This is a genomic window from Pseudomonas sp. GW821-FHT09E04, from assembly GCF_059416185.1.
Genome location: NZ_JBWKOR010000004.1, coordinates 250,262 through 271,801 on the forward strand (window position 1 = coordinate 250,262; position 21,540 = coordinate 271,801).

At 61.9% G+C, this 21,540-nt stretch carries 25 protein-coding genes; 12 read left to right on the forward strand and 13 right to left on the reverse strand.

Features of this window, described 5'->3' with window-relative positions; genetic code table 11:
• Positions 1–40: 40 nt before the first annotated feature.
• The 4 genes from trmB to AC07N4_RS16175 all read right to left on the reverse strand — a co-directional run bounded on the left by trmB (position 41) and on the right by AC07N4_RS16175 (position 2,283).
• Positions 41–766 (reverse strand): tRNA (guanosine(46)-N7)-methyltransferase TrmB, encoded by a 726-nt coding sequence (trmB, locus tag AC07N4_RS16160; RefSeq protein ID WP_493065687.1) that lies wholly within the window; start codon positions 764–766, stop codon positions 41–43.
• A gap of 9 nt (positions 767–775) precedes the next feature.
• A complete protein-coding gene (locus tag AC07N4_RS16165; RefSeq protein ID WP_085731561.1) occupies positions 776–1,570 on the reverse strand; it encodes a thiazole synthase in 795 nt (264 codons plus the stop codon).
• A 60-nt stretch (positions 1,571–1,630) separates the two neighbouring features.
• Positions 1,631–1,831 (reverse strand): sulfur carrier protein ThiS, encoded by a 201-nt coding sequence (gene thiS / locus AC07N4_RS16170; protein ID WP_167394879.1) that lies wholly within the window; start codon positions 1,829–1,831, stop codon positions 1,631–1,633.
• Positions 1,832–1,902: 71 nt separating this feature from the next.
• Complete coding sequence (locus tag AC07N4_RS16175; RefSeq protein WP_085709061.1) at positions 1,903–2,283, reverse strand: DUF423 domain-containing protein; 381 nt, start codon at positions 2,281–2,283, stop codon at positions 1,903–1,905.
• Between the two features lie 74 nt (positions 2,284–2,357).
• Here AC07N4_RS16175 and mtgA point away from each other — a divergent pair, with 74 nt between their 5' ends.
• Positions 2,358–3,080, forward strand: a complete 723-nt coding sequence (gene mtgA / locus AC07N4_RS16180; protein ID WP_096817587.1) for a monofunctional biosynthetic peptidoglycan transglycosylase — start codon at positions 2,358–2,360, stop codon at positions 3,078–3,080.
• Positions 3,081–3,150: 70 nt separating this feature from the next.
• On the opposite strand, the gene rpoH is transcribed toward mtgA, so the two are convergent.
• From rpoH to ftsY, 4 genes are all read right to left on the reverse strand, one after another.
• Positions 3,151–4,005 carry an RNA polymerase sigma factor RpoH gene (gene rpoH / locus AC07N4_RS16185; protein WP_003229146.1) on the reverse strand — a complete coding sequence of 285 codons (855 nt, stop codon included), beginning with the start codon at positions 4,003–4,005 and terminating at the stop codon, positions 3,151–3,153.
• 115 nt (positions 4,006–4,120) lie between these two features.
• Positions 4,121–5,146 (reverse strand): permease-like cell division protein FtsX, encoded by a 1,026-nt coding sequence (gene ftsX, locus AC07N4_RS16190; protein ID WP_096817585.1) that lies wholly within the window; start codon positions 5,144–5,146, stop codon positions 4,121–4,123.
• On the reverse strand, positions 5,143–5,814 hold the full coding sequence (gene ftsE / locus AC07N4_RS16195; protein ID WP_008065082.1) for a cell division ATP-binding protein FtsE: 672 nt from the start codon (positions 5,812–5,814) through the stop codon (positions 5,143–5,145). Before ftsE ends, ftsX begins: the two co-directional genes overlap by 4 nt.
• Entirely contained in the window at positions 5,811–7,346 is a 1,536-nt protein-coding gene (gene ftsY / locus AC07N4_RS16200) for a signal recognition particle-docking protein FtsY (protein ID WP_493065686.1), read from the reverse strand. The genes ftsE and ftsY overlap by 4 nt, the downstream gene beginning before the upstream one ends.
• On the opposite strand from ftsY, the gene AC07N4_RS16205 reads away from it, so the two are divergent.
• From AC07N4_RS16205 to AC07N4_RS16230, 6 genes are all read left to right on the forward strand, one after another.
• On the forward strand, positions 7,345–7,539 hold the full coding sequence (locus AC07N4_RS16205) for a hypothetical protein (protein ID WP_096817581.1): 195 nt from the start codon (positions 7,345–7,347) through the stop codon (positions 7,537–7,539). The two genes, ftsY and AC07N4_RS16205, sit on opposite strands and share 2 nt — an antisense overlap.
• A gap of 151 nt (positions 7,540–7,690) precedes the next feature.
• Entirely contained in the window at positions 7,691–9,046 is a 1,356-nt protein-coding gene (locus AC07N4_RS16210; RefSeq protein WP_096817578.1) for a M16 family metallopeptidase, read from the forward strand.
• Positions 9,039–10,529 (forward strand): M16 family metallopeptidase, encoded by a 1,491-nt coding sequence (locus AC07N4_RS16215; RefSeq protein ID WP_096817576.1) that lies wholly within the window; start codon positions 9,039–9,041, stop codon positions 10,527–10,529. Before AC07N4_RS16210 ends, AC07N4_RS16215 begins: the two co-directional genes overlap by 8 nt.
• The gene (rsmD, locus tag AC07N4_RS16220) at positions 10,529–11,137 is read left to right on the forward strand and encodes a 16S rRNA (guanine(966)-N(2))-methyltransferase RsmD (protein WP_096817575.1); all 609 of its coding nucleotides are present in this window, start codon (positions 10,529–10,531) and stop codon (positions 11,135–11,137) included. The genes AC07N4_RS16215 and rsmD overlap by 1 nt, the downstream gene beginning before the upstream one ends.
• Positions 11,138–11,200: 63 nt before the next feature.
• Positions 11,201–12,199, forward strand: coding sequence for a hydrolase (locus tag AC07N4_RS16225; RefSeq protein ID WP_493065685.1), 999 nt, complete (start codon positions 11,201–11,203; stop codon positions 12,197–12,199).
• Positions 12,200–12,203: 4 nt separating this feature from the next.
• Entirely contained in the window at positions 12,204–13,034 is an 831-nt protein-coding gene (locus tag AC07N4_RS16230) for an AraC family transcriptional regulator (protein WP_085731553.1), read from the forward strand.
• 6 nt (positions 13,035–13,040) lie between these two features.
• Here AC07N4_RS16230 and AC07N4_RS16235 read toward each other — a convergent pair whose 3' ends face one another.
• Both AC07N4_RS16235 and AC07N4_RS16240 read right to left on the reverse strand, forming a co-directional pair.
• A complete protein-coding gene (locus tag AC07N4_RS16235; protein ID WP_493065684.1) occupies positions 13,041–13,895 on the reverse strand; it encodes a sulfurtransferase in 855 nt (284 codons plus the stop codon).
• A gap of 27 nt (positions 13,896–13,922) precedes the next feature.
• The gene (locus AC07N4_RS16240; RefSeq protein WP_096817567.1) at positions 13,923–14,594 is read right to left on the reverse strand and encodes a TetR/AcrR family transcriptional regulator; all 672 of its coding nucleotides are present in this window, start codon (positions 14,592–14,594) and stop codon (positions 13,923–13,925) included.
• 146 nt (positions 14,595–14,740) lie between these two features.
• On the opposite strand from AC07N4_RS16240, the gene AC07N4_RS16245 reads away from it, so the two are divergent.
• From AC07N4_RS16245 to AC07N4_RS16265, 5 genes are all read left to right on the forward strand, one after another.
• Positions 14,741–16,171, forward strand: coding sequence for a coniferyl aldehyde dehydrogenase (locus AC07N4_RS16245; protein ID WP_493065683.1), 1,431 nt, complete (start codon positions 14,741–14,743; stop codon positions 16,169–16,171).
• A 24-nt stretch (positions 16,172–16,195) separates the two neighbouring features.
• Complete coding sequence (locus tag AC07N4_RS16250) at positions 16,196–16,741, forward strand: twin-arginine translocation pathway signal protein (protein WP_493065682.1); 546 nt, start codon at positions 16,196–16,198, stop codon at positions 16,739–16,741.
• Positions 16,742–16,782: 41 nt separating this feature from the next.
• Complete coding sequence (locus tag AC07N4_RS16255; RefSeq protein ID WP_493065681.1) at positions 16,783–18,378, forward strand: GMC family oxidoreductase; 1,596 nt, start codon at positions 16,783–16,785, stop codon at positions 18,376–18,378.
• Positions 18,379–18,493: 115 nt separating this feature from the next.
• Positions 18,494–18,973 carry a pantetheine-phosphate adenylyltransferase gene (gene coaD, locus AC07N4_RS16260; RefSeq protein ID WP_003229157.1) on the forward strand — a complete coding sequence of 160 codons (480 nt, stop codon included), beginning with the start codon at positions 18,494–18,496 and terminating at the stop codon, positions 18,971–18,973.
• A gap of 102 nt (positions 18,974–19,075) precedes the next feature.
• Positions 19,076–19,327 carry a YfhL family 4Fe-4S dicluster ferredoxin gene (locus AC07N4_RS16265; RefSeq protein ID WP_003195146.1) on the forward strand — a complete coding sequence of 84 codons (252 nt, stop codon included), beginning with the start codon at positions 19,076–19,078 and terminating at the stop codon, positions 19,325–19,327.
• Between the two features lie 38 nt (positions 19,328–19,365).
• Here the strand turns inward: AC07N4_RS16265 and AC07N4_RS16270 are convergent, their stop codons facing one another.
• The 3 genes from AC07N4_RS16270 to AC07N4_RS16280 all read right to left on the reverse strand — a co-directional run bounded on the left by AC07N4_RS16270 (position 19,366) and on the right by AC07N4_RS16280 (position 21,409).
• A complete protein-coding gene (locus tag AC07N4_RS16270; protein WP_102619681.1) occupies positions 19,366–19,689 on the reverse strand; it encodes a multidrug transporter in 324 nt (107 codons plus the stop codon).
• 69 nt (positions 19,690–19,758) lie between these two features.
• Positions 19,759–20,571 (reverse strand): bifunctional DNA-formamidopyrimidine glycosylase/DNA-(apurinic or apyrimidinic site) lyase, encoded by an 813-nt coding sequence (gene mutM, locus AC07N4_RS16275; protein WP_102619680.1) that lies wholly within the window; start codon positions 20,569–20,571, stop codon positions 19,759–19,761.
• Between the two features lie 25 nt (positions 20,572–20,596).
• Positions 20,597–21,409, reverse strand: coding sequence for an HDOD domain-containing protein (locus AC07N4_RS16280; RefSeq protein ID WP_173861305.1), 813 nt, complete (start codon positions 21,407–21,409; stop codon positions 20,597–20,599).
• Positions 21,410–21,540: the final 131 nt, after the last annotated feature.

Consider the following 21,540-nt stretch of genomic DNA (forward strand, 5'->3'; position numbering starts at 1 on the left):
TGTGGGAGCCAATGGCTCCCACAGTTTTATTGCGTGATGCTTAAGCGAGCTTTTCGAACTTCAGATCCCACACGCCATGCCCAAGACGTTCGCCGCGGCGTTCGAACTTGGTGATCGGGCGTTCGGCCGGGCGTGGCACGCACTTCCCGTCTTCGGCGAGGTTGCGATAGCCCGGGGCGACGTTCATCACTTCCAGCATGTATTCGGCGTACGGTTCCCAGTCGGTGGCCATGTGCAGAATGCCGCCAACCTTCAGCTTGCTGCGCACCAGCTCAGCGAAGGACGCCTGAACGATGCGGCGCTTGTGGTGACGACTCTTGTGCCACGGGTCCGGGAAGAACAGCATCAGGCGATCGAGGCTGTTGTCGGCGATGCAGCGATTGAGCACTTCGATCGCGTCGCAATCGTAGACCCGCAGGTTGGTCAGGCCCTGCGTCAGCACGCCATTGAGCAGCGCACCGACACCCGGACGGTGAACTTCGACACCGATGAAATCCTGTTCCGGCGCAGCGGCTGCCATTTCCAGCAGCGAATGGCCCATGCCGAAACCGATCTCCAGCGAACGCGGCGCGGAACGGCCGAACACCTGGTCGTAATCCACCGGCGCATCGGCCAACGGCAGGATGAACTTCGGCGCGCCCTGATCCAGGCCGCGCTGCTGGCCTTCGGTCATGCGCCCGGCGCGCATCACGAAACTCTTGATGCGGCGGTGTTGGCGCTCGTCGCCTTCTTCCGTCTGGATTGGCGTGTCGTTCGATTCAGTCATCAATAGCTCTTACTTGATCAGACCATCCAGCGGCGAAGAGGCGCTGGCATAGAGTTTTTTCGGCATGCGGCCGGCGAGGTAGGCCAGGCGGCCCGCGACGATCGCGTGTTTCATGGCTTCAGCCATCATGATCGGCTGCTGGGCGTGGGCGATGGCCGAGTTCATCAGCACCGCATCACAGCCCAGCTCCATGGAGATGGTGGCGTCGGAAGCGGTGCCGACACCGGCATCCACCAGCACCGGAATTTTTGCTTCTTCGAGGATGATCTGCAGGTTGTACGGGTTGCAGATCCCCAGGCCCGAGCCGATCAGACCGGCCAGCGGCATCACTGCGATGCAGCCGATTTCAGCCAGTTGACGGGCGATGATCGGGTCATCACTGGTGTAAACCATCACGTCGAAGCCTTCCTTGACCAGTACTTCGGCGGCCTTGAGGGTTTCGATCACGTTGGGGAACAGGGTTTTCTGGTCGGCCAGCACTTCCAGCTTCACCAGGTTATGGCCATCAAGCAGCTCACGGGCCAGGCGGCAGGTGCGCACAGCCTCGACAGCGTCGTAGCAGCCAGCGGTGTTCGGCAGGAAGGTGTAGCGATCCGGCGACAGCACATCGAGCAGGTTCGGCTCGCCTTCGATCTGGCCCAGGTTGGTGCGGCGCACGGCGAAGGTGACGATCTCGGCACCCGAGGCTTCGATGGCCAGACGGGTTTCTTCCATGTCACGGTACTTGCCGGTACCGACCAGCAAACGCGACTGGTAAGTACGACCGGCCAGAACGAAAGGCTTGTCGCTACGAACGATGCTCATGGGAAATCCTCTGTTGGGGTGAGGGTCTTGCAGAATTCTCGGCCCATGCAGGCCTGGCGACTAGCCGCCGCCGATGGCGTGCACCACTTCGACGTTGTCGCCGTCGTTCAAAGTCGTGTCGGCATGCTGGCTGCGCGGGACGATATCCAGATTGAGTTCGACCGCCACACGGCGTCCGGTCAGGTCCAGACGGGTCAGCAGGGCCGCAACGGTTTCACCGTCGGGCAGTTCAAGGGATTCGCCGTTCAACTGAATGCGCATGCCGGATGCCGCCATCATTTTTAGGGGGTGGCATTCTAGCCCGATCATGACCTAAAGGTCAGCACCAAGCGTCAAGCGGTTGGCTGCAGGCGCCAGGCGGCGAGTCCGAGGCACAACCAGCCGATCAGGAACGCCAGGCCACCGAACGGGGTGATGATGCCGAGCTTGCCGATGCCGACGGTGGTCAGCAGGTACAGGCTGCCGGAGAACAGCAGGATGCCGATGCTGAACGAGATACCGGCCCAGGCAACCAGTCGCCCCTGAAGCTGCGTGGCCAGCAGTGCCACGCCGAACAACGCCAGCGCATGCACCAGTTGATAGGTGACGCCGGTGTGGAAGATCGCGAGGTACTCGGGGGTCAGGCGGTTTTTCAGGCCATGGGCGGCGAATGCGCCGAGGCCGACACCGGTAAAACCAAAGAAGGCAGCCAGCATCAGAAAGCTACGCAGCATGTAGAACTCCAGTCAGACTCGATCGGCAGGGTCTGTATAATGGCCCGCTCAACCGGTTCGGCCAAGCCATCTCTATGCTGCGTTTATTTCTCCGTCGTTTCACGAAGGCTCTGCTCTGGTTCGCGGGCGGCAGCGTATTGCTGGTGTTGGTGTTTCGTTTCGTGCCGCCACCGGGCACGGCGCTGATGGTCGAGCGCAAGATCGAATCCTGGGTCGACGGCGAGCCGATTGATCTGCAGCGCACCTGGAAGCCGTGGGACGAGATCTCCGATGACCTGAAGGTCGCGGTGATTGCCGGCGAAGACCAGAAATTCCCCGAGCATTGGGGTTTTGACCTGAGTGCAATCAAGGCCGCACTGGCCCACAACGAACTCGGCGGTTCGATCCGTGGCGCCAGCACCTTGAGCCAGCAAGTGTCGAAGAACCTGTTCTTGTGGTCGGGTCGCAGTTATCTGCGCAAAGGCCTGGAAGCGTGGTTTACCGCGCTGATCGAAGTGTTCTGGCCCAAGCAGCGAATTCTTGAGGTGTACCTGAACAGTGTCGAGTGGGATGACGGCGTGTTTGGTGCCGAAGCGGCAGCAAGGCATCACTTTGGCGTAGGCGCCAAGTCTTTGTCCCGGCAGCAGGCGAGTTATCTGGCAGCCGTATTGCCCAATCCCCGGGTCTGGAGCGCCAGCCACCCGACATCCTATGTTTCACGCAGGGCGGGGTGGATTCGCCAGCAGATGAGCCAGTTGGGTGGCGACAGCTATTTGCTGACACTCAATGATTCGCGGCGGGCACCCTGGGCTCAATGACTTTCTGACAGGCAAACAAAAACGCCCCGATCATCACTGATCGGGGCGTTTTTTATTGTCGGACTACCGGTTACGCGGCAATCGACAACTTGAGCTTGTTCATCGCGCTCTTCTCGAGCTGACGGATCCGCTCGGCAGACACGTTGTACTTCTGCGCCAGGTCGTGCAGCGTGGCTTTCTCTTCTGCCAGCCAGCGCTGGTAGAGGATGTCACGGCTGCGTTCGTCCAGCACTTCCAGCGCTTCGTGCAGGTTGTGATTGGAGTTGTCGCTCCAGTCGGCATCTTCCAGCTGACGCGCCGGGTCGTACCGGTGGTCTTCCAGGTAGTTGGCCGGCGACTGGAAAGCACTGTCGTCGTCCGCTTCGGCAGCCGGGTCGAAGGCCATGTCATGACCGGTCAGGCGACTTTCCATCTCACGCACTTCACGCGGCTCGACGCCGAGGCTTTCCGCCACACGGTGGACTTCCTCATTGTTCAGCCAGGCCAGACGTTTCTTCTGGCTGCGCAGGTTGAAGAACAGCTTGCGCTGGGCCTTGGTGGTCGCGACTTTCACGATCCGCCAGTTGCGCAGGATGAACTCGTGAATCTCGGCCTTGATCCAGTGCACCGCGAAGGACACCAGACGCACGCCCATTTCCGGGTTGAAACGCTTCACGGCCTTCATCAGGCCGACGTTGCCTTCCTGGATCAGGTCAGCCTGAGCCAGGCCGTAGCCGGAATAGCTACGGGCAATGTGTACAACAAAACGCAGGTGGGCGAGCACCATCTGCCGAGCCGCCCCCAAATCCTGCTCATAGTAGAGACTCTCGGCCAGTTCACGCTCCTGCTCCGGCGTCAGCAATGGAATGCTGTTGACGGTGTGTACATAGGCTTCCAGGTTTGCGCCCGGAACCAATGCATACGCAGGTTGCAAAGAATTGGTCATACGAAAAAACCTCCGACTTACATACTCGCGCCTTTCGGCACTGCGAAAAATTGACCGGGAACTCAAGTACAAGTTCCCTAAAAACCGTAAGGTCAATCACGCGCAAAAAAAGATTCTACTTCGGCGCCAGCTCCCTGAGATGACGTGCGACTGCAATCCATGCACCGATATAACCCAACAGCACCGCGCCAAGCAAGAGCGACAGACCGTCGGCAACTGGCACTCCGGCCAGCGCAAAATCACTGCCGTACAAGCCGGCCAGCCCGACTACCGCGTCGTTCAGCCAGTTCAGGCCGAACGCCAGCACACCCCAGGACAGCAGCCCCGCACCGAAACCATACAACGCGCCCATATAAAGGAAGGGACGACGTACATAGCTGTCAGTGCCGCCGACGAGTTTAATCACTTCTATCTCGGTGCGGCGGTTTTCAATATGAAGACGAATGGTATTGCCTATCACCAAAAGTAATGCGGAAACCAGCAACACCGTCAGACCGAAGACAAAGCGGTCGCCGAGCTTGAGGATGGCAGCCAGACGCTCGACCCAGACTAGATCAAGTTGCGCCTGTTGTACCTTGGGCAGCTCGGAAAGTTTTTGTCTTAATGCTTCCAGCGTCGACTTGTCGACCTCGTTCGGCGTGACCAGCACCACGCCCGGCAGCGGGTTTTCCGGCAGCTCGCGCAGGGCTTCGCCCAATCCGGACTGCTGCTGGAACTCTTCCAGTGCCTGATCGCGGCCGACATATTCAGCATCAGCTACACCGGGCATGCCCTTGATCTGATCGCGCAGCTTCTCGCCCTGAGCCGGACTGGCTTCGAGCTCCAGGTACAGCGAGATCTGTGCCGCACGCTGCCAAGAACCACCCAGGCGCTCGACGTTGTTCAGCAACAGCGACAGCCCCATCGGCAGACTCAGTGCGACCGCCATCACCATGCAGGTGAAGAAGCTGCCGATCGGCTGCTTGCCGAGGCGGCGCAGGCTGTCGAGCAGGCTGGCACGGTGGTTTTCCACCCAGGCACGGAACAGCGTGGCGAAATCCGGGCCATCGTCATCGTCGTGCTTTTTCTTTTTTGGCGGCTGCGGATCGGCGGCTTTGGGAGCCACACGCTCGGAAACCTTCGGACTACGTGTTGCACTCATTCGCCAGCCTCCCCGTCACCGATCAATCGGCCGCGTTGCAGGGTCAGCATGCGATGGCGCATGCGCGCAATCAGGGCCAGGTCGTGACTGGCGATCAGCACGCTGGTACCCAGACGGTTGATGTCTTCGAACACACCCATGATTTCGGCCGCCAGACGCGGGTCGAGGTTACCGGTCGGTTCGTCCGCCAGCAGCAGGGCCGGACGGTGAACGATGGCGCGGGCAATGCCGACGCGCTGTTGCTGACCGGTGGACAGGTCGCCGGGGTACAGATCGGTCTTGTCCGACAGCGCCACGCGCTCCAGCGCCGAATCGACGCGCTTGGCGATTTCCGCCTTGGACAGCCCGAGGATCTGCAACGGCAGCGCGACGTTGTTGAACACCGTGCGATCGAACAACAGTTGATGATTCTGGAACACCACGCCGATCTGCCGGCGCAGGAACGGAATCTGCGCATTGCTGATGGTGCTCAGGTCTTGCCCGGCCAGCAGCAGTTTGCCGCTGGTCGGACGCTCCATCGCCAGCAGCAGGCGCAACAACGTGGATTTACCGGCACCGGAATGGCCGGTGACAAACAGGAACTCGCCGCGACGGACTCGAAAGCTCAGCTCATGCAAGCCGACGTGACCGTTCGGGTAGCGTTTACCGACCTGTTCGAAACGAATCATGAACGCTCCCGCTCGGCAAACAGTGCCTGGACAAAGGGTTCGGCTTCAAAGGTACGCAGATCGTCAATGCCTTCACCGACGCCGATGTAGCGGATCGGCAGGCCGAATTGCTTGGCCAGGGCGAAAATCACCCCGCCCTTGGCGGTGCCGTCGAGCTTGGTCAGCGCCAGGCCGGTCAGTTCGACGGTCTGGTTGAATTGCTTGGCCTGGTTGATGGCGTTCTGACCGGTACCGGCGTCGAGCACCAGCAGCACTTCGTGCGGCGCATCGGCGTCGAGCTTGCCGATTACCCGGCGAACCTTCTTCAGTTCTTCCATCAGGTTGTCTTTGGTGTGCAGGCGACCGGCGGTGTCGGCGATCAGCACATCGATGCCACGGGCCTTGGCGGCCTGCACGGCGTCGAAGATCACCGAGGCCGAGTCAGCGCCAGTATGCTGGGCGATCACCGGAATCTTGTTGCGCTCGCCCCAGACCTGCAACTGCTCGACCGCCGCCGCACGGAAGGTGTCACCGGCGGCGAGCATGACTTTCTTGCCTTCCAGTTGCAGCTTCTTCGCCAGCTTGCCGATGGTGGTGGTCTTGCCGGCACCGTTGACGCCAACCACCAGGATCACGAACGGCTTGTTCTGCGAAACGATCTTCAGCGGCTGCTCGACCGGCTTGAGCATCGCAGACAGCTCGGCTTGCAGGGATTTGTACAGGGCGTCGGAATCGGCCAGTTCCTTGCGTGCGACCTTCTGGGTCAGGCGCTGGATGATCACCGACGTGGCTTCGACGCCGACGTCAGCGGTCAGCAGACGGGTTTCGAGGTCGTCGAGCAACTCGTCATCGATGGCTTTCTTGCCGAGGAACAGGCTGGCCATGCCCTCGCCGATGCTGGCACTGGTCTTCGACAGGCCTTGCTTGAGACGGGCGAAGAAGCCGGCCTTGGTTTCTTCGGTGCGAGGCGCAGCGACCGGAGTTTCGACGACCGCGACAGGCGCAGCGACGACCGGTGCAGGTGCAGGTGCAGGTGCAGGTGCAGGTGCAGGTGCAGGTGCAGGTGCAGGTGCAGGTGCAGGTGCAGGTGCAGACTCGGGGATTTCGATAGCCGGAGCAACTGCGACAGGCTCGGCAAAAACTGGCGCAGCCTCAATCACCAGCTCGGCCACAGGAGCCGGCTCAGAAGCAAACGCAACCGGCGCAGGAATCACCGGCGTCACATGCGGCGCAGCCTCTTCAACCAATGCCACCGGCTCTTCGGCCACCGGCAAGGTCAGCCACGGCTGGGCAACCGGAGTCAGTGGCAGTTCGGCGGCAGCCGGCATTTCAGGTTCGGCCTCAGCCACCGGTTGCAACACAGGCTCGGCAATCGGCAGCACAACCGGGGCCGGCGCTTCCTCTATTACCGGCGCTGGCGCCGGGGCCGGCTCAGGAATGGCCGTCGGCTGTTCGACGACGGGTTCCTGCGGTTTCTTGCGCAGCCATCCGAACAGGCTTTTCTTCTCGCCAGCCGCAGCTGGGGTCTTCTTGTCGTCGTTGGAACCAAACATGGAGGACGGCTATCTCACGGTAGCGACGCGCCACAGGGGCGCCCCGGCAAATAAATATTCGATGCAGAACAGACTGCGTTTCACCCAGCTTGTTCACGCGCAACATTTTGTCGAAGCGCCAACGGCACCTCAAAGGAATCGTTTTAATGAAGGACTAGCCGGCAAAATCGGCGAAAAAGCGAAGTTTAGCTGATAAACCAAGGCCTTCTGCCGCAAACCCATACAACCTGATCAAGTTTCAAAACCGGATAGGCGTGGTCGCCGGTAAAACGGATCAGTATCCTAGCACCTCCTCGCCCGCCTAGGCTAAGACCAAGCGGGCAGCCCAACAGGTTTAAAAACGAATGAATGCTCTAGCCCGCCGCGCCGCAGGCCTGCTGCTCAGCACAGTCTGCCTGCCCCTTTCGGCCCTGGCAGCCGACCCGCAACCGACCCACGAATTCACCCTCGACAACGGTTTGAAGGTTGTCGTGCGCGAAGATCATCGCGCGCCGGTGGTGGTGTCGCAGGTCTGGTACAAGGTCGGCTCCAGCTACGAAACCCCGGGCCAGACCGGTCTGTCCCACGCCCTCGAGCACATGATGTTCAAGGGCAGCGAGAAAGTCGGCCCCGGTGAAGCCTCGCTGATCCTGCGCGACCTCGGCGCCGAAGAGAACGCGTTCACCAGCGATGACTTCACCGCCTACTACCAGGTGCTGGCCCGCGACCGCCTGGGCGTAGCCTTTGAACTGGAAGCCGACCGCATGGCCAATCTGCGTCTGCCGGCCGACGAGTTCGCCAAGGAAATCGAAGTCATCAAGGAAGAGCGCCGCCTGCGCACCGACGACAAACCGATGTCCAAGGCTTACGAGCGCTACAAGGCCATGGCCTACCCGGCCAGCGGCTATCACACGCCGACCATCGGCTGGATGGCCGACCTCGACCGGATGAAGGTCGAAGAACTGCGCCACTGGTACCAGTCCTGGTATGTGCCGAACAACGCCACGCTGGTGGTGGTCGGTGACGTGACCCCGGACGAGGTGAAAACCCTCGCCCAGCGCTATTTCGGGCCGATCCCGAAACGCGACGTGCCACCAGCGAAAAAACCGCTGGAACTGGCCGAACCCGGCGAACGCCAGATCACTCTGCATGTGCAGACCCAACTGCCCAGCCTGATGCTCGGTTTCAACGTGCCAAGCCTGGCCACCGTCGAGGACAAGCGCTCCATCAATGCCTTGCGCCTGATTTCGGCGCTGCTGGACGGCGGCTACAGCGGTCGTATCCCGACCCAACTGGAGCGCGGCGAAGAGCTGGTGTCCGGCGGTTCGTCGAGTTATGACGCCTACACGCGCGGTGACAGCCTGTTCACCCTGTCCGCCACACCGAACACCCAGAAGAAAAAGACCATGGCCCAGGCTGAAGCCGGTCTGTGGAAACTGCTGGAACAGTTGAAAACCACCGCACCGTCCGCCGAAGAACTGGAGCGCGTGCGTGCACAAGTCATCGCCGGCCTGGTCTTCGAGCGTGACTCGATCACTGCCCAGGCCACCGCCATCGGCCAACTGGAGACGGTCGGCCTGTCGTGGAAATTGATGGACACCGAACTGGCCGATCTGGAAAGCGTCACCCCGCAAGACATCCAGAACGCCGCCAAGCTGTATTTCACCCGCGAACGTCTCAGCGTCGCCCACGTCCTGCCACTGGAGACGACTCATGAGTGAGCGCAAAACCCCACGCCTGTTGCTGCTTGGCCTGATCACCGTGGCGGTGATCGGCTCCGCCGCGTTCTACCTGGCGCCGAGCGACAACAGCAAGGCCAGCGAAGCACTGGATAACGCCAAGTCCAGCCAGAAGCTGCAATCGCTGGCCGAACTCGACGGCAAGGCCCCGGCCAGCCGCAAGCTCGACGTGCAGACCTGGAACACCGCCGAAGGCGCCAAGGTGTTGTTCGTCGAAGCTCGCGAACTGCCGATGTTCGACATGCGCCTGATCTTCTCCGCCGGCAGCAGCCAGGACGGCAACGCGCCGGGCCTGGCCCTGCTGACCAACGCCATGCTCAACGAAGGCGTGGCCGGCAAGGATGTCGGTGCAATCGCCCAGGGCTTTGAAGGCCTGGGCGCGGATTTCGGCAACGGCGCCTACAAGGACATGGCCATCGCATCGCTGCGTAGCCTGAGTGCCGTCGACAAACGCGAACCGGCACTGAAGCTGTTCTCCGAAGTGATCGGCAAACCGACCTTCCCCGCCGACTCCTTCGCGCGTATCAAGAACCAGATGCTCGCCGGTTTCGAATACCAGAAACAGAGCCCCGGCAAACTCGCCAGCCTGGAATTGATGAAGCGCCTGTACGGCGATCACCCGTACGCGCACTCCAGCGATGGCAGCGCGCAAAGCGTACCGAAGATCACCCTGGCGCAACTGCGTGAGTTCCACGCCAAGGCGTATGCCGCCGGCAACGTGGTGATTGCGCTGGTCGGCGACCTGTCCCGTGCCGAGGCCGAGGCAATTGCCAATCAGGTTTCTGCCGCCCTGCCAAAAGGCCCGGCGCTGGCGAAGATCGCCCAGCCGCAGGAGCCGAAGGCCAGCGTCGGCCATATCGAGTTCCCGTCCAAGCAGACCAATCTGATGCTCGCGCAACTGGGCATCGACCGTGACGACCCGGACTACGCCGCACTGTCGATGGGCAACCAGATCCTCGGTGGCGGAGGCTTCGGCACCCGCTTGATGAGTGAAGTCCGCGAGAAACGTGGTCTGGCCTACACCGTGTATTCGGCGTTCAGCCCGATGCAGGCGCGCGGCCCGTTCATGATCAATCTGCAGACCCGCGCGGAAATGAGCGAAGGCACCCTGAAACTGGTGCAGGATGTGCTCGCCGATTACCTGAAGACAGGCCCGACCCAGAAAGAACTTGATGACGCCAAGCGCGAACTGGCCGGCAGCTTCCCGCTGTCCACTGCGAGCAACGCCGATATCGTCGGCCAACTCGGCGCCATGGGTTTCTACAACCTGCCGCTGAATTATCTGGACGACTTCATGCGTCAGTCCCAGAGCCTGACCGTCGAGCAGGTTCGCGACGCCCTGAACAAACACTTGAGCACGGATAAACTGGTCATCGTCAGCGCTGGCCCGACCGTGCCGCAAAAGCCGTTACCGGCCCCATCTGATAAACCTGCCGAGCAGCCGCTCGGGGTTCCGGAGCATTAATGGCCAGTCCAAAGAAACCTGTACAAAAACTGCACAACGGTGTGAACCAGCTGCGCATCATCGGCGGCGAATGGCGCAGCCGCAAACTGAGCTTCCCTGATGCGCCGGGCCTGCGTCCGACGCCGGACCGTGTGCGCGAAACCCTGTTCAACTGGCTCGCGCCGTATGTTGCCGGGGCCAAGGTGCTCGATCCGTTTGCCGGCAGCGGCGCGCTGTTTCTGGAAGCGCTGTCCCGTGGCGCGTCCATGGGTCAGGCGCTGGATGCCAGCCATGTCGCAGTCTCCAGCCTGAAAGAACACCTCGGCACGCTGCGCTGCACCAACGGCCACGTGCAGACCGCCGATGCCTTGCGCTACCTGGAAACCCAGACCGCGACCGCGTTCGATCTGGTGTTCCTCGACCCGCCCTTCAACCAGAACCTGCTGCCAGCCGTCTGCACGCTGCTGGAAGAGCGCCAATGGCTCGCCGATGATTCGTGGATCTACACTGAAAGCGAAACCGCGCCATCGACCCTCGGCCTGCCAGGCAACTGGCGCCTGCACCGCGAGCAGAAATCCGGGCGGGTGTACTACGCGTTGTGGCAACGTATGGCAGTGATCGCCGGTTAACCGACCGGCCTGAAAAAGCGGCGAGCTTCAGCCGAGGCTCGCTGCGCTGCATCGAGAGCAATCGTGTCCCCTTCGTCAAAACCGTTCATCCCCGCCTTCGGCCTCGGCAATCCGCACCTGCAAACCTTGTGGGGGCCGCTGTGGCGCAAAACCGTGCACCTTGATCGCCAGCGCGAACGACTGTGGCTGGACGACGGCGATTTCCTCGACCTTGACTGGCACGGCCCCCACAGTGCGGAAGCGCCGTTGGTATTGGTGCTGCACGGGCTGACTGGTTCTTCCAATTCGCCTTACGTCGCCGGAATCCAGGCAGCGCTCGCCGCCCAAGGCTGGGCCAGTGTTGCGCTGAACTGGCGTGGCTGCTCGGGCGAACCGAACCTGTTGCCGCGCAGCTACCATTCCGGCGCCAGCGAAGACCTCGCCGAAACCATCCGTCATCTGAAGGCCAAGCGGCCACTGGCGCCGCTGTATGCGGTCGGCTACTCCCTCGGTGGCAACGTGCTGCTCAAGCATCTGGGGGAAACCGGCAGCGCCAGCGGCGTGCTCGGTGCGGTGGCGGTGTCGGTGCCGTTTCGTCTGGATCAGTGCGCCGACCGTATTGGCCAGGGTTTCTCGAAGGTCTATCAGGCGCACTTCATGCGCGAGATGGTCGCCTACATCAAGAACAAGCAGCGCCAGTTCCAGCACGACGGCCGCGAGGAGGGTCTTGCCGCATTGGCCGCCCTCGGCTCACTGGAAAACATGCGCACCTTCTGGGATTTCGACGGCCGGGTGACGGCGCCACTGAATGGCTTTGCCGATGCCGAGGATTACTATCGCCGGGCATCGAGCCGCTACTTTCTTGGCGAGATCCGTACACCGACCCTGATCATTCAAGCGGCGGACGACCCGTTCGTGTTCCCCCACAGCCTGCCTTCAGCCAGTGAGCTGTCGAGTTCGACCGCGTTCGAATTGCAGAGCAAGGGCGGGCATGTCGGCTTCGTCGATGGCTCGTTCCGCCAACCGGGTTATTACCTGGAACGGCGCATTCCCCAGTGGCTGGCCGATTCGGGGCGCGAGTGACGTCATGAGCGAACAGGGCGAGTCGATCCGTTTCTGGCAAACCGCGCCACTGGCCGGGGTCGAATTACTGTCGGCGCGCTACATCGAGCATCGCTTCGCCCCGCATGTCCACGACGGCTACGTGATCGGCATGATCATGGCCGGCGCCCAGCGCTACCGCTATCGCGGCGCCGAACACCTGGCCGGCAGCGGCACGCTGGTGCTGATCAACCCGGACGAATTGCACACCGGCCACAAAGGCACCGAGGACGGTTGGCTGTACCGGGCGTTTTATCCGGATACCGGCAAGATTGTCTCGCTGCTCGAAGAACTGGAACTGCCGACTGCGCCGATGCCGGCTTTTGGCGCGACGCTCTATCGCGATCCGGATCTGGTCAACGGCTTCAGCCAGTTGCACCGCTTGCTGGAAAGCCCCGCCACCGCGCTGCAACAGCAAACGGTGTGGCGCGAAATGATGATGCTGCTGTTGCAACGCCACGCGGCGGTGCAGATCAACGGCAAACCCGGCAAGGAACATCGTGCGGTGGTGATGGCCAAGGAATTGCTGCACGCACAACTGGCGGCGCCACCCTCGCTGGAAGAACTGGCGGCAGCGGTGAACCTGTCGCCCTTCCACTTCGCCCGGGTGTTCCGCCGCGCCACCGGCATGCCGCCGCACACCTGGCTGATGCAACAGCGGATTGCCTGCGCGCGGGGCTTGTTGCAGAGCGGCTGCCTGCCAGTGGAGGTCGCCACACAGTTGGGCTTTGCCGACCAGAGTCATCTGAGTCGGCAGTTCAAACAGGTTTACGGCGTGGGGCCAGCGGCCTATCGCAGTGCGCGGCTGGACCGCTGAACGCGCTTACTCGCCGGTGGCGATACCGCGCGAAGGCTCATTGATCCACTCGCTCCACGACCCGGCATACAGCGAACCCAACGGATAACCCGCCAGGCACAGGGCGAACAGGTTGTGACACGCCGTCACCCCCGAGCCGCAATACGCCACCAGATCGGCCGGCGACCGCTCGCCGAGTTTCGCGGCAAAGCGCTGCTTGAGCTGGTCGGCCGGCAGGAAACGCCCATCGCTGCCCAGGTTGTCGGTGAACGCCGCGCATTGCGCACCGGGGATGTGCCCGGCGATCGGGTCGATCGGCTCCACTTCTCCCTTGAAACGCGGCAAGGCGCGGGCATCGAGCAGAGTCAGAGCCGGTTGACCGAGGCGTTGCTGCAATTGCTCGGCGCTGAGCAGCAGATGTTTGTCCGGATGCCCGCTGAACGTCCCGCGAGTCACCGAAGGCGCATCCAGGCTCAGCGGCAGACCGGCCGCGTGCCAGGCCTTGAGCCCGCCATCGAGAATGAACACGCCGTCGCGCTTGCCCAGCCACGCCAGCAACCACCAGGCCCGCGCCGCGTAGGCACCGGGGCCGTCGTCATACAGAACCACGTCGCTGTCGTTGTTGATGCCGAAGGTTTGCAGGCGCTCGATCAGCGCTGCCGGCTCCGGCAACGGATGACGCCCGGTCACGCCCTTGGTCACCGGGCCGCTGAGGTCTCGCTCAAGATCGGCATAGCTCGCCCCGGCAATGTGTCCTTCGGCATAGCTGCGCTGGCCGTAGTCCGGGTCTTCGAGGGCAAAACGGCAGTCGAGAATCACCAGCCCCGGTTGCTCCTTGCGGGCATCCAGCGTGGTCGGGCTGATCAGTTGCGCAATCGGCATAGCGAACGACTCCTGTGAGCGGATGGGTCAGGACCTTTCTTCGAGGGCCTGGGCCAACGGTACGTAGAATTCTTCGAACAGTGCGTTGACCTCATCGCGGGCCTGCTCGGTGACAAACCCCGCTTCCAGCACCAGCACCTGATACACGCCGCGTTTAATGGCCTGCTCGCTGAGGTGATTGGAGTTTTCCCGGGTCGTGCACAGAAAGCGCACCCAGGAGGTGAGGATGATCCACGCGTTGAGGGTCAGGGATTCGATCTGCACCCGGTCCATCTTCAGGATGCCGGCGGCGACGAAGCCTTCATAGATCGCCGCGCCCTGAATCACACAGCGCTGGGAAAAGCGCCGGTAACGCCCGGCCAGGTCCGGGTCGCTGTCGAGCAGGTGCTCAAGATCGCGATGCAGGAAGCGGTAGCGCCACATCGCCGACAACAGTTCCTTGAGATAGAAACGCTTGTCTTCGACCGTCGCCGCACGCCCCTGAGGCGGGCGCAGGAAGCTGTCCACCAGGCTTTCGTACTCACTGAACAGCACGGAGATGATCGCCTGCTTGTTGGGGAAGTGGTAGTACAGGTTGCCCGGAGAAATCTCCATGTGAGCGGCGATGTGGTTGGTGCTGATGCTGCGCTCGCCCTGCTGATTGAACAGCTCGAGGCTGTTCTGCACGATGCGCTCGCTGGTTTTGATCCGTGGGGCCATGGCTTGAGCTTTAATTCAGAGTGCGTTGGGGGGCATCTTACGACCTAACCGGAATGGGATAAAACCATGACGCACAAGGAAGTCATTTGACTTTCTAGAGCATAGACTCTAGAAAGTTCCTCACGACAACAAATCCGGAGCCGACAATGACCGCCGATATTGCCTACCTGCAATCGTTGCAACAGCCGCTGGAAGAGCTCAACCGGTTGTTCAACGCGCAGCGCGCCGCCTACGCCGCCAACCCGATGCCGCCGGCCGCCCAGCGCCAGCAATGGCTCAAGGCGTTGCGCGATCTGCTGAGCAGCGAACGGCAGGCGCTGGTCGAGGCGATCAGTTCGGACTTCAGCCATCGCAGCGCCGATGAAACCCTGCTCGCCGAGTTGATGCCGAGCCTGCATGGCATTCATTACGCCAGCCGCCATATCAACCAGTGGATGAAGCCATCGCGGCGCAAAGTGGGTGTCGCCTTCCAGCCGGCGTCGGCGAAAGTCGTGTACCAACCGCTGGGCGTGGTCGGCGTTATCGTGCCGTGGAACTACCCGCTATTTCTGGCCATGGGCCCGTTGACCGGCGCGCTCGCAGCGGGCAATCGGGTGATGCTCAAACTCAGCGAATCGACCCCGGCCACCGGCCTGCTGCTCAAGGAATTACTGGCGCGGATCTTCCCCGAAGACCTGGTCTGCGTGGTGCTCGGCGAGGCCGATGTCGGCGTGGCGTTCTCGAAACTGCGCTTCGATCACCTGCTGTTCACCGGCGCCACCAGCATCGGCAAGCACGTGATGCGCGCAGCGGCGGAAAACCTCACGCCAGTGACTCTCGAACTGGGCGGCAAATCCCCGGCCATCGTCTCCCGCGATGTGCCGCTCAAGGACGCCGCCGAGCGCATCGCCTTCGGCAAGACGCTCAACGCCGGCCAGACCTGCGTGGCCCCGGACTACGTGCTGGTGCCGGAAGATCGGGTCGGCGGTTTCGTCGAAGCCTATCGCCAGGCCGTGCGCGGGTTTTATCCGACACTCGCCGACAACCCGGACTACACCGCCATCATCAACGAGCGCCAATTGGCGCGGCTGAACAGCTACCTCAGCGACGCCACCAGCAAGGGCGCGCTGCTGATTCCGCTGTTCGATCAGGGCCAGGGCCGACGCATGCCTCACAGCCTGCTGCTGAATGTCAGTGACGAGATGACGGTGATGCAGGACGAAATCTTCGGCCCGCTGCTGCCGATCGTGCCGTATCAGGATCTGGATCAGGCATTTGCTTACATCAATCAGCGGCCACGTCCTCTGGCTCTTTACTACTTCGGCTACGACAAACGTGAACAGAAGCGCGTGCTTCACGAAACCCATTCCGGTGGTGTCTGCCTCAACGATACGTTGCTGCATGTGGCCCAGGACGACATGCCCTTCGGCGGTATCGGGCCGTCGGGGATGGGCCATTACCACGGGCACGAAGGTTTTCTGACCTTCAGCAAGGCCAAGGGTGTACTGGTTAAACAGCGCTTCAACGCGGCGAAGCTGATCTACCCGCCGTACGGCAAATCCATCCAGAAACTGATCCAGAAACTGTTCATTCGCTAACGTCACCGCCGGGTAATAACAACAATGCACCCAAGCCTGACCGAAACACCTGCACTCTCGCGCCGTGGCCTGCTGAAATTCAGCCTGGGCGCCACGGCTTTCCTCGCCACCGCCGGCCTCGGCGCCAGCCTCAGCGGCTGTTCGTCGAGCGTATCGGCCAACGGATTCACCGCGTTGCGCAGCGGTGACCTGCTGTTTCTGCGCGCGCTGATTCCGGTGATGCTCGATGGCGCTGTCGCAGTGGAGAAGATGCCCGCCGCTGTCGACGGAGCGCTGAAGTCCCTGGACTACAGCCTCGATCACCTGTCGCCGGAAATGCTCAAACTCACCCGGCAACTGTTCGACGTACTGGGCATGGCCGTGACCCGAGGACCGCTGACCGGAATCTGGGGCAGCTGGGAAAACGCCAGTCCCGAGGCGATCCGACACTTCCTCGATCGCTGGGAAAACAGCTCGTTGAGCCTGCTGCGCATGGGCCACAGCTCCCTGCAGCAAATGGTGATGATGGCCTGGTACACCCGCGCCGAATCCTGGGCGCACTGTGGTTATCCCGGCCCGCCCACCGTCTGAGACACGCGCCTCCCCCGAACAATAATAAGAGAGCCTGATTGATGCCCGTACCTGACCCGTTTCGCGAAGGCCTTGCCCGTGGCTGGAAAACCTACAACGGCGCACAACTGACCGACGACCTGACTCTGGAAGCCGACGTGGCCATCATCGGCAGCGGTGCCGGCGGCGGCACCACGGCGGAAATCCTCAGCGCCGCCGGTTATAAAGTGCTGCTGATCGAAGAAGGTCCGCTCAAGACCAGCAGCGACTTCAAGATGCTGGAAGACAAGGCCTACAGCAGCCTCTATCAGGAAGGCATCGGCCGCATGAGCAAGGACGGCGCGATCACCATCCTTCAGGGTCGCGCGGTCGGCGGCACCACCCTGATCAACTGGACATCGAGCTTCCGAACCCCCGAGCCGACCCTCGAACACTGGGCCAAAGAACACAACGTCAAAGGCCACAGCCCCGTCGACATGGCGCCGTGGTTCGAAAAAATGGAACAGCGCCTCGGCGTCGCCCCGTGGATGATTCCACCCAACGCCAACAACGACGTGATCCGCAAAGGCTGCGAACAACTGGGCTACAGCTGGCACGTGATCCCGCGCAACGTGCGCGGCTGCTGGAATCTGGGTTATTGCGGCATGGGCTGCCCGACCAACGCCAAACAATCGATGATGGTCACAACCATTCCGGCGACCCTGGAAAAGGGCGGTGAACTGCTTTATCTGGCCCGCGCCGAGAAGCTGTTGATCAGCGGCGACAAAGTGACCGGGCTGCAATGCGTGGCGATGGACGAACGCTGCGTCGAACCGACCGGACGCAAGATCACGGTCAAGGCCCGCCATTACGTGCTGGCCGGCGGCGGGATCAACAGCCCTGCCCTGCTGCTGCGCTCGGATGCGCCGGATCCCCATCAGCGCCTCGGCAAACGCACCTTTCTGCATCCGGTGAACATGTCCGCCGGGCGCTTCGACGAGGTCATCAACCCGTTTTATGGGGCGCCGCAGTCGATCTACTCCGACCACTTCCAGTGGAAGGACGGCACCACCGGGCCGATGGCCTTCAAACTCGAAGTGCCGCCGCTGCACCCGGCGCTGGCCGCCACCCTGCTCGGCGGCTTCGGCCAGGAAAACGCGCAGCACATGGCCGACCTGCCCCATACCCACGCCATGCTGGCGTTGCTGCGTGACGGTTTTCATCAGGACAGCCAGGGCGGCAGTGTCGAATTGCGTGGCGACGGCTCGCCGGTGCTCGATTATCAGGTGTCGTCCTACGCCTGGGACGGTTTGCGCCGGGCCTTCCACGTCATGGCCGAAATCCAGTTCGCCGGTGGCGCCAAAGCGGTGATGCCGATGCACGCCGATGCGCGCTACGTGAACAGTCTGGCCGAGGCACGCAAAATGATCGACGGCTTGAGCCTTGAGCTGTACCGCACACGCCTGGGCAGCGCCCACGTCATGGGCGGTTGTGCGATGGGCGAAGACCCGAAAACCGCCGTCACCGATAGCCTTGGCCGGCATCATCAACTGCGCAATCTGTCGATTCATGACGGCTCGCTGTTCCCCACCAGCATCGGCGCCAACCCGCAGCTGTCGGTATATGGTCTGACGGCGCAACTGGCGACATCCCTCGGCGAACGGTTGAGAAACCCGTGAAAAAGCCGAAGATTCGTACCGTCTATAGTGCTTTCTTACCCAAAAGGCGACTTGGCCGGCCGGGACGGCTGCGATACCATCCGACTCCCCAACGGATTCCCGCCAGGACGACGCGATGAACCGAGTGTTGTACCCAGGTACCTTCGACCCTATTACCAAGGGCCATGGCGATCTGGTCGAACGCGCCTCGCGCCTGTTCGACCATGTGATCATCGCCGTCGCCGCCAGCCCCAAGAAGAATCCGCTGTTCCCGCTGGAACAACGGGTCGAGCTGGCTCGCGAGGTCACCAAACACCTGCCGAACGTGGAAGTGGTCGGCTTCTCGACGCTGCTGGCGCATTTCGCCAAAGAGCAGAACGCCAATGTGTTCCTGCGTGGTTTGCGCGCGGTGTCGGACTTCGAATACGAATTCCAGCTGGCCAACATGAACCGCCAGCTGGCACCGGATGTGGAGAGCCTGTTCCTCACCCCGTCCGAGCGTTATTCGTTCATTTCCTCGACGCTGGTGCGGGAAATTGCAGCCCTGGGCGGCGATATCAGCAAGTTCGTCCACCCGGCGGTGGCTGACGCACTGACCCTGCGCTTCAAGAAGTAACGACCGTTCAAACGGCGCCCGCGTGCACTGCGGGCGCCAATGCGGCACAATTGCGCGCATTGATTTATTGCGCCCGGGCCCGCCGCCCCGGCTGGAGTTAGCATGTCCCTGATCATCACCGACGATTGCATCAACTGCGACGTCTGCGAACCTGAGTGCCCGAACGCCGCCATTTCCCAGGGCGAAGAGATCTACGTGATCGACCCGAACCTGTGCACCCAGTGCGTCGGCCACTACGACGAGCCGCAGTGCCAGCAGGTCTGCCCGGTGGATTGCATTCCACTGGACGAAGCCCATCCGGAGACTGAAGAACAGTTGATGGAGAAGTACCGCAAGATTACCGGCAAGGCTTGAGCCTCTGACCCCGATCGCAGCGCCAGGCTGCGATCGCGTCACTCACGCTGCTCGAATCCTTCCCCGGTGCAGCCCAGGCAGCGCACGAATGCCGCTTTCGCCGGTGCCACCACCAGCGCCTCCCCCGCATCGCCGACGCCGCCACCCAGCGCGGTAAACGGCAACGACACCACAAACGCTCCCGCACCGATCACCGTCGCCGCCACCAGCAAGGGGCGGGCAATCAGCAGATCGCCAATCATGGCGTAGGCCGGTGGATTCTGGATGGCGTATCGCGGGTCGCCGCTGCCGCCTTCCGTGGCATGAACGGTCAGGCCGGAACACAGCAGCAGTGCGAGGAACAGGGCTTGCGAGGATTTCATGGCACGATCCTTCGGGCTGAACAGTGAGACAACTCACTATAGACCGTAGGACTTTTTCAGCTTTTGCGCTCAGCTTTGGCAGCGCGGGCAGAAGACGCTGGCGCGCTGACCCAGTTTCACTTCCCGCAGACCGGTGCCGCAGACTTTGCAGTGCTCGTTACCACGCCCGTAGACAAACAGTTCCTGCTGGAAATACCCCGGCTGCCCATCGCCACCGATGAAATCACGCAACGTAGTGCCGCCACGTTCGATGGCGGCGGCGAGGATGCGCTTGATCTCGATTGCCAGCTTCAGATAGCGCGCCCGGGAAATGCCCTTGGCTTCTCGACGCGGATCGATACCGGCGGCGAACAGCGCTTCAGTCGCGTAAATGTTGCCGACGCCCACCACCACTGCGTTATCCATGATGAACGGTTTGACCGCCATCGACCGCCCGCGTGACAACTGGAACAGCCGCTCGCCATCGAACAGATCGGTCAACGGCTCAGGCCCCAGACGAATCAGCAATTCGTGATTGAGCGGGTCGGTACTCCAGAGCATCGCGCCGAAGCGCCGCGGATCGGTGTAGCGCAGGGCCAGGCCGGATTCCAGCTCGATGTCGACATGCTCGTGTTTGGCCGCCGGCAGCCCGACTTCAACCAGCCGCAGATTGCCCGACATGCCCAAGTGACTGATCAGCGTGCCGACCTCGGCGTTGATCAGCAGATACTTGGCGCGCCGCTCGACCAGCACGATGCGCTGCCCGGACAGGCGCACATCGAGGTCTTCGGGAATCGGCCAGCGCAGCCGCCGGTCACGCACGATCACCCGGCTGACGCGCTGGCCTTCCAGGTGCGGGGCGATGCCGCGGCGGGTGGTTTCGACTTCCGGCAATTCAGGCATGGGTGTCTCGAATCAGTTTGCTAAATCAATGTGCACCAAGTTCGCGGATCGTCTGCTTCAACGTTTCGAAGTCGTAATCCGAGAGGCCGATGTATTCGAGCACCAGCGGCCCGACGGCCTGCCATTCGAAGTCTTCGGTCTGGTTGCCCAGCACCCGATACGAGGCGCAGATGTGCTCGGCCATTTTCAGGATCGCCAGCAGGTTTTTCATCTGGCTGTTGCGTGAAGTCTCGTCGCTGAAGATCGCCATCGCATTATGGTGGTTGGCGATGGCCGCGCTGACGTGTTCCGGCAGGCGCCAGGACTTGGCGGTGTAGTAACCGACCACCGAGTGATTGGTGTTGTAGACATCGTTCTCGGTGTCCACAACCCGGCGTTCGGCACCCGCGTTGGCATAGGCCTCTTCGAGTGTCTTCATGTAATCCGGGAAACGCTGGAGCATCAGCGGCACGCCGCAGTCATGGAACAGGCCCAATGCGTAGGCCTCGTCGCTCGCCTCGGTGCCGACGCGCTTGGCCAGGGTCAGGCAGGTCATGGCCACGTCCTGGGCGGTATCCCAGAAGCGGTTCAGGGTGACGATGGTGTCATCGTTCATCTCGCCCTTGATCGACATCGCGTTGATCAGGTTGATGATCGAACGACTGCCCAGCAGGTTCACCGCGCGCTTGATCGAAGTGATCTTGTTGCTCAGGCCGTAATACGGCGAGTTGACGATTTTCAGCAGTGAGCCGGACAGGCCGGGATCCTGGGAGATCAGCTTGGCGATCGTCTCCAGATCCGGGTCGGGCATGTACTGCTCCATTTGCAGATCCACCATGATCTGCGGTTGCGCAGGCACGCTGATGCCTTGCAGGGACTGTTGAATCTGTTCGGTGGTCAGCTCTTGGGACATAAGTACACACTCTGGGACAGGCGGCGATTCTAACCCCTAAAAACCGACGAACGACACATCGGGGACAGATCGGCGGA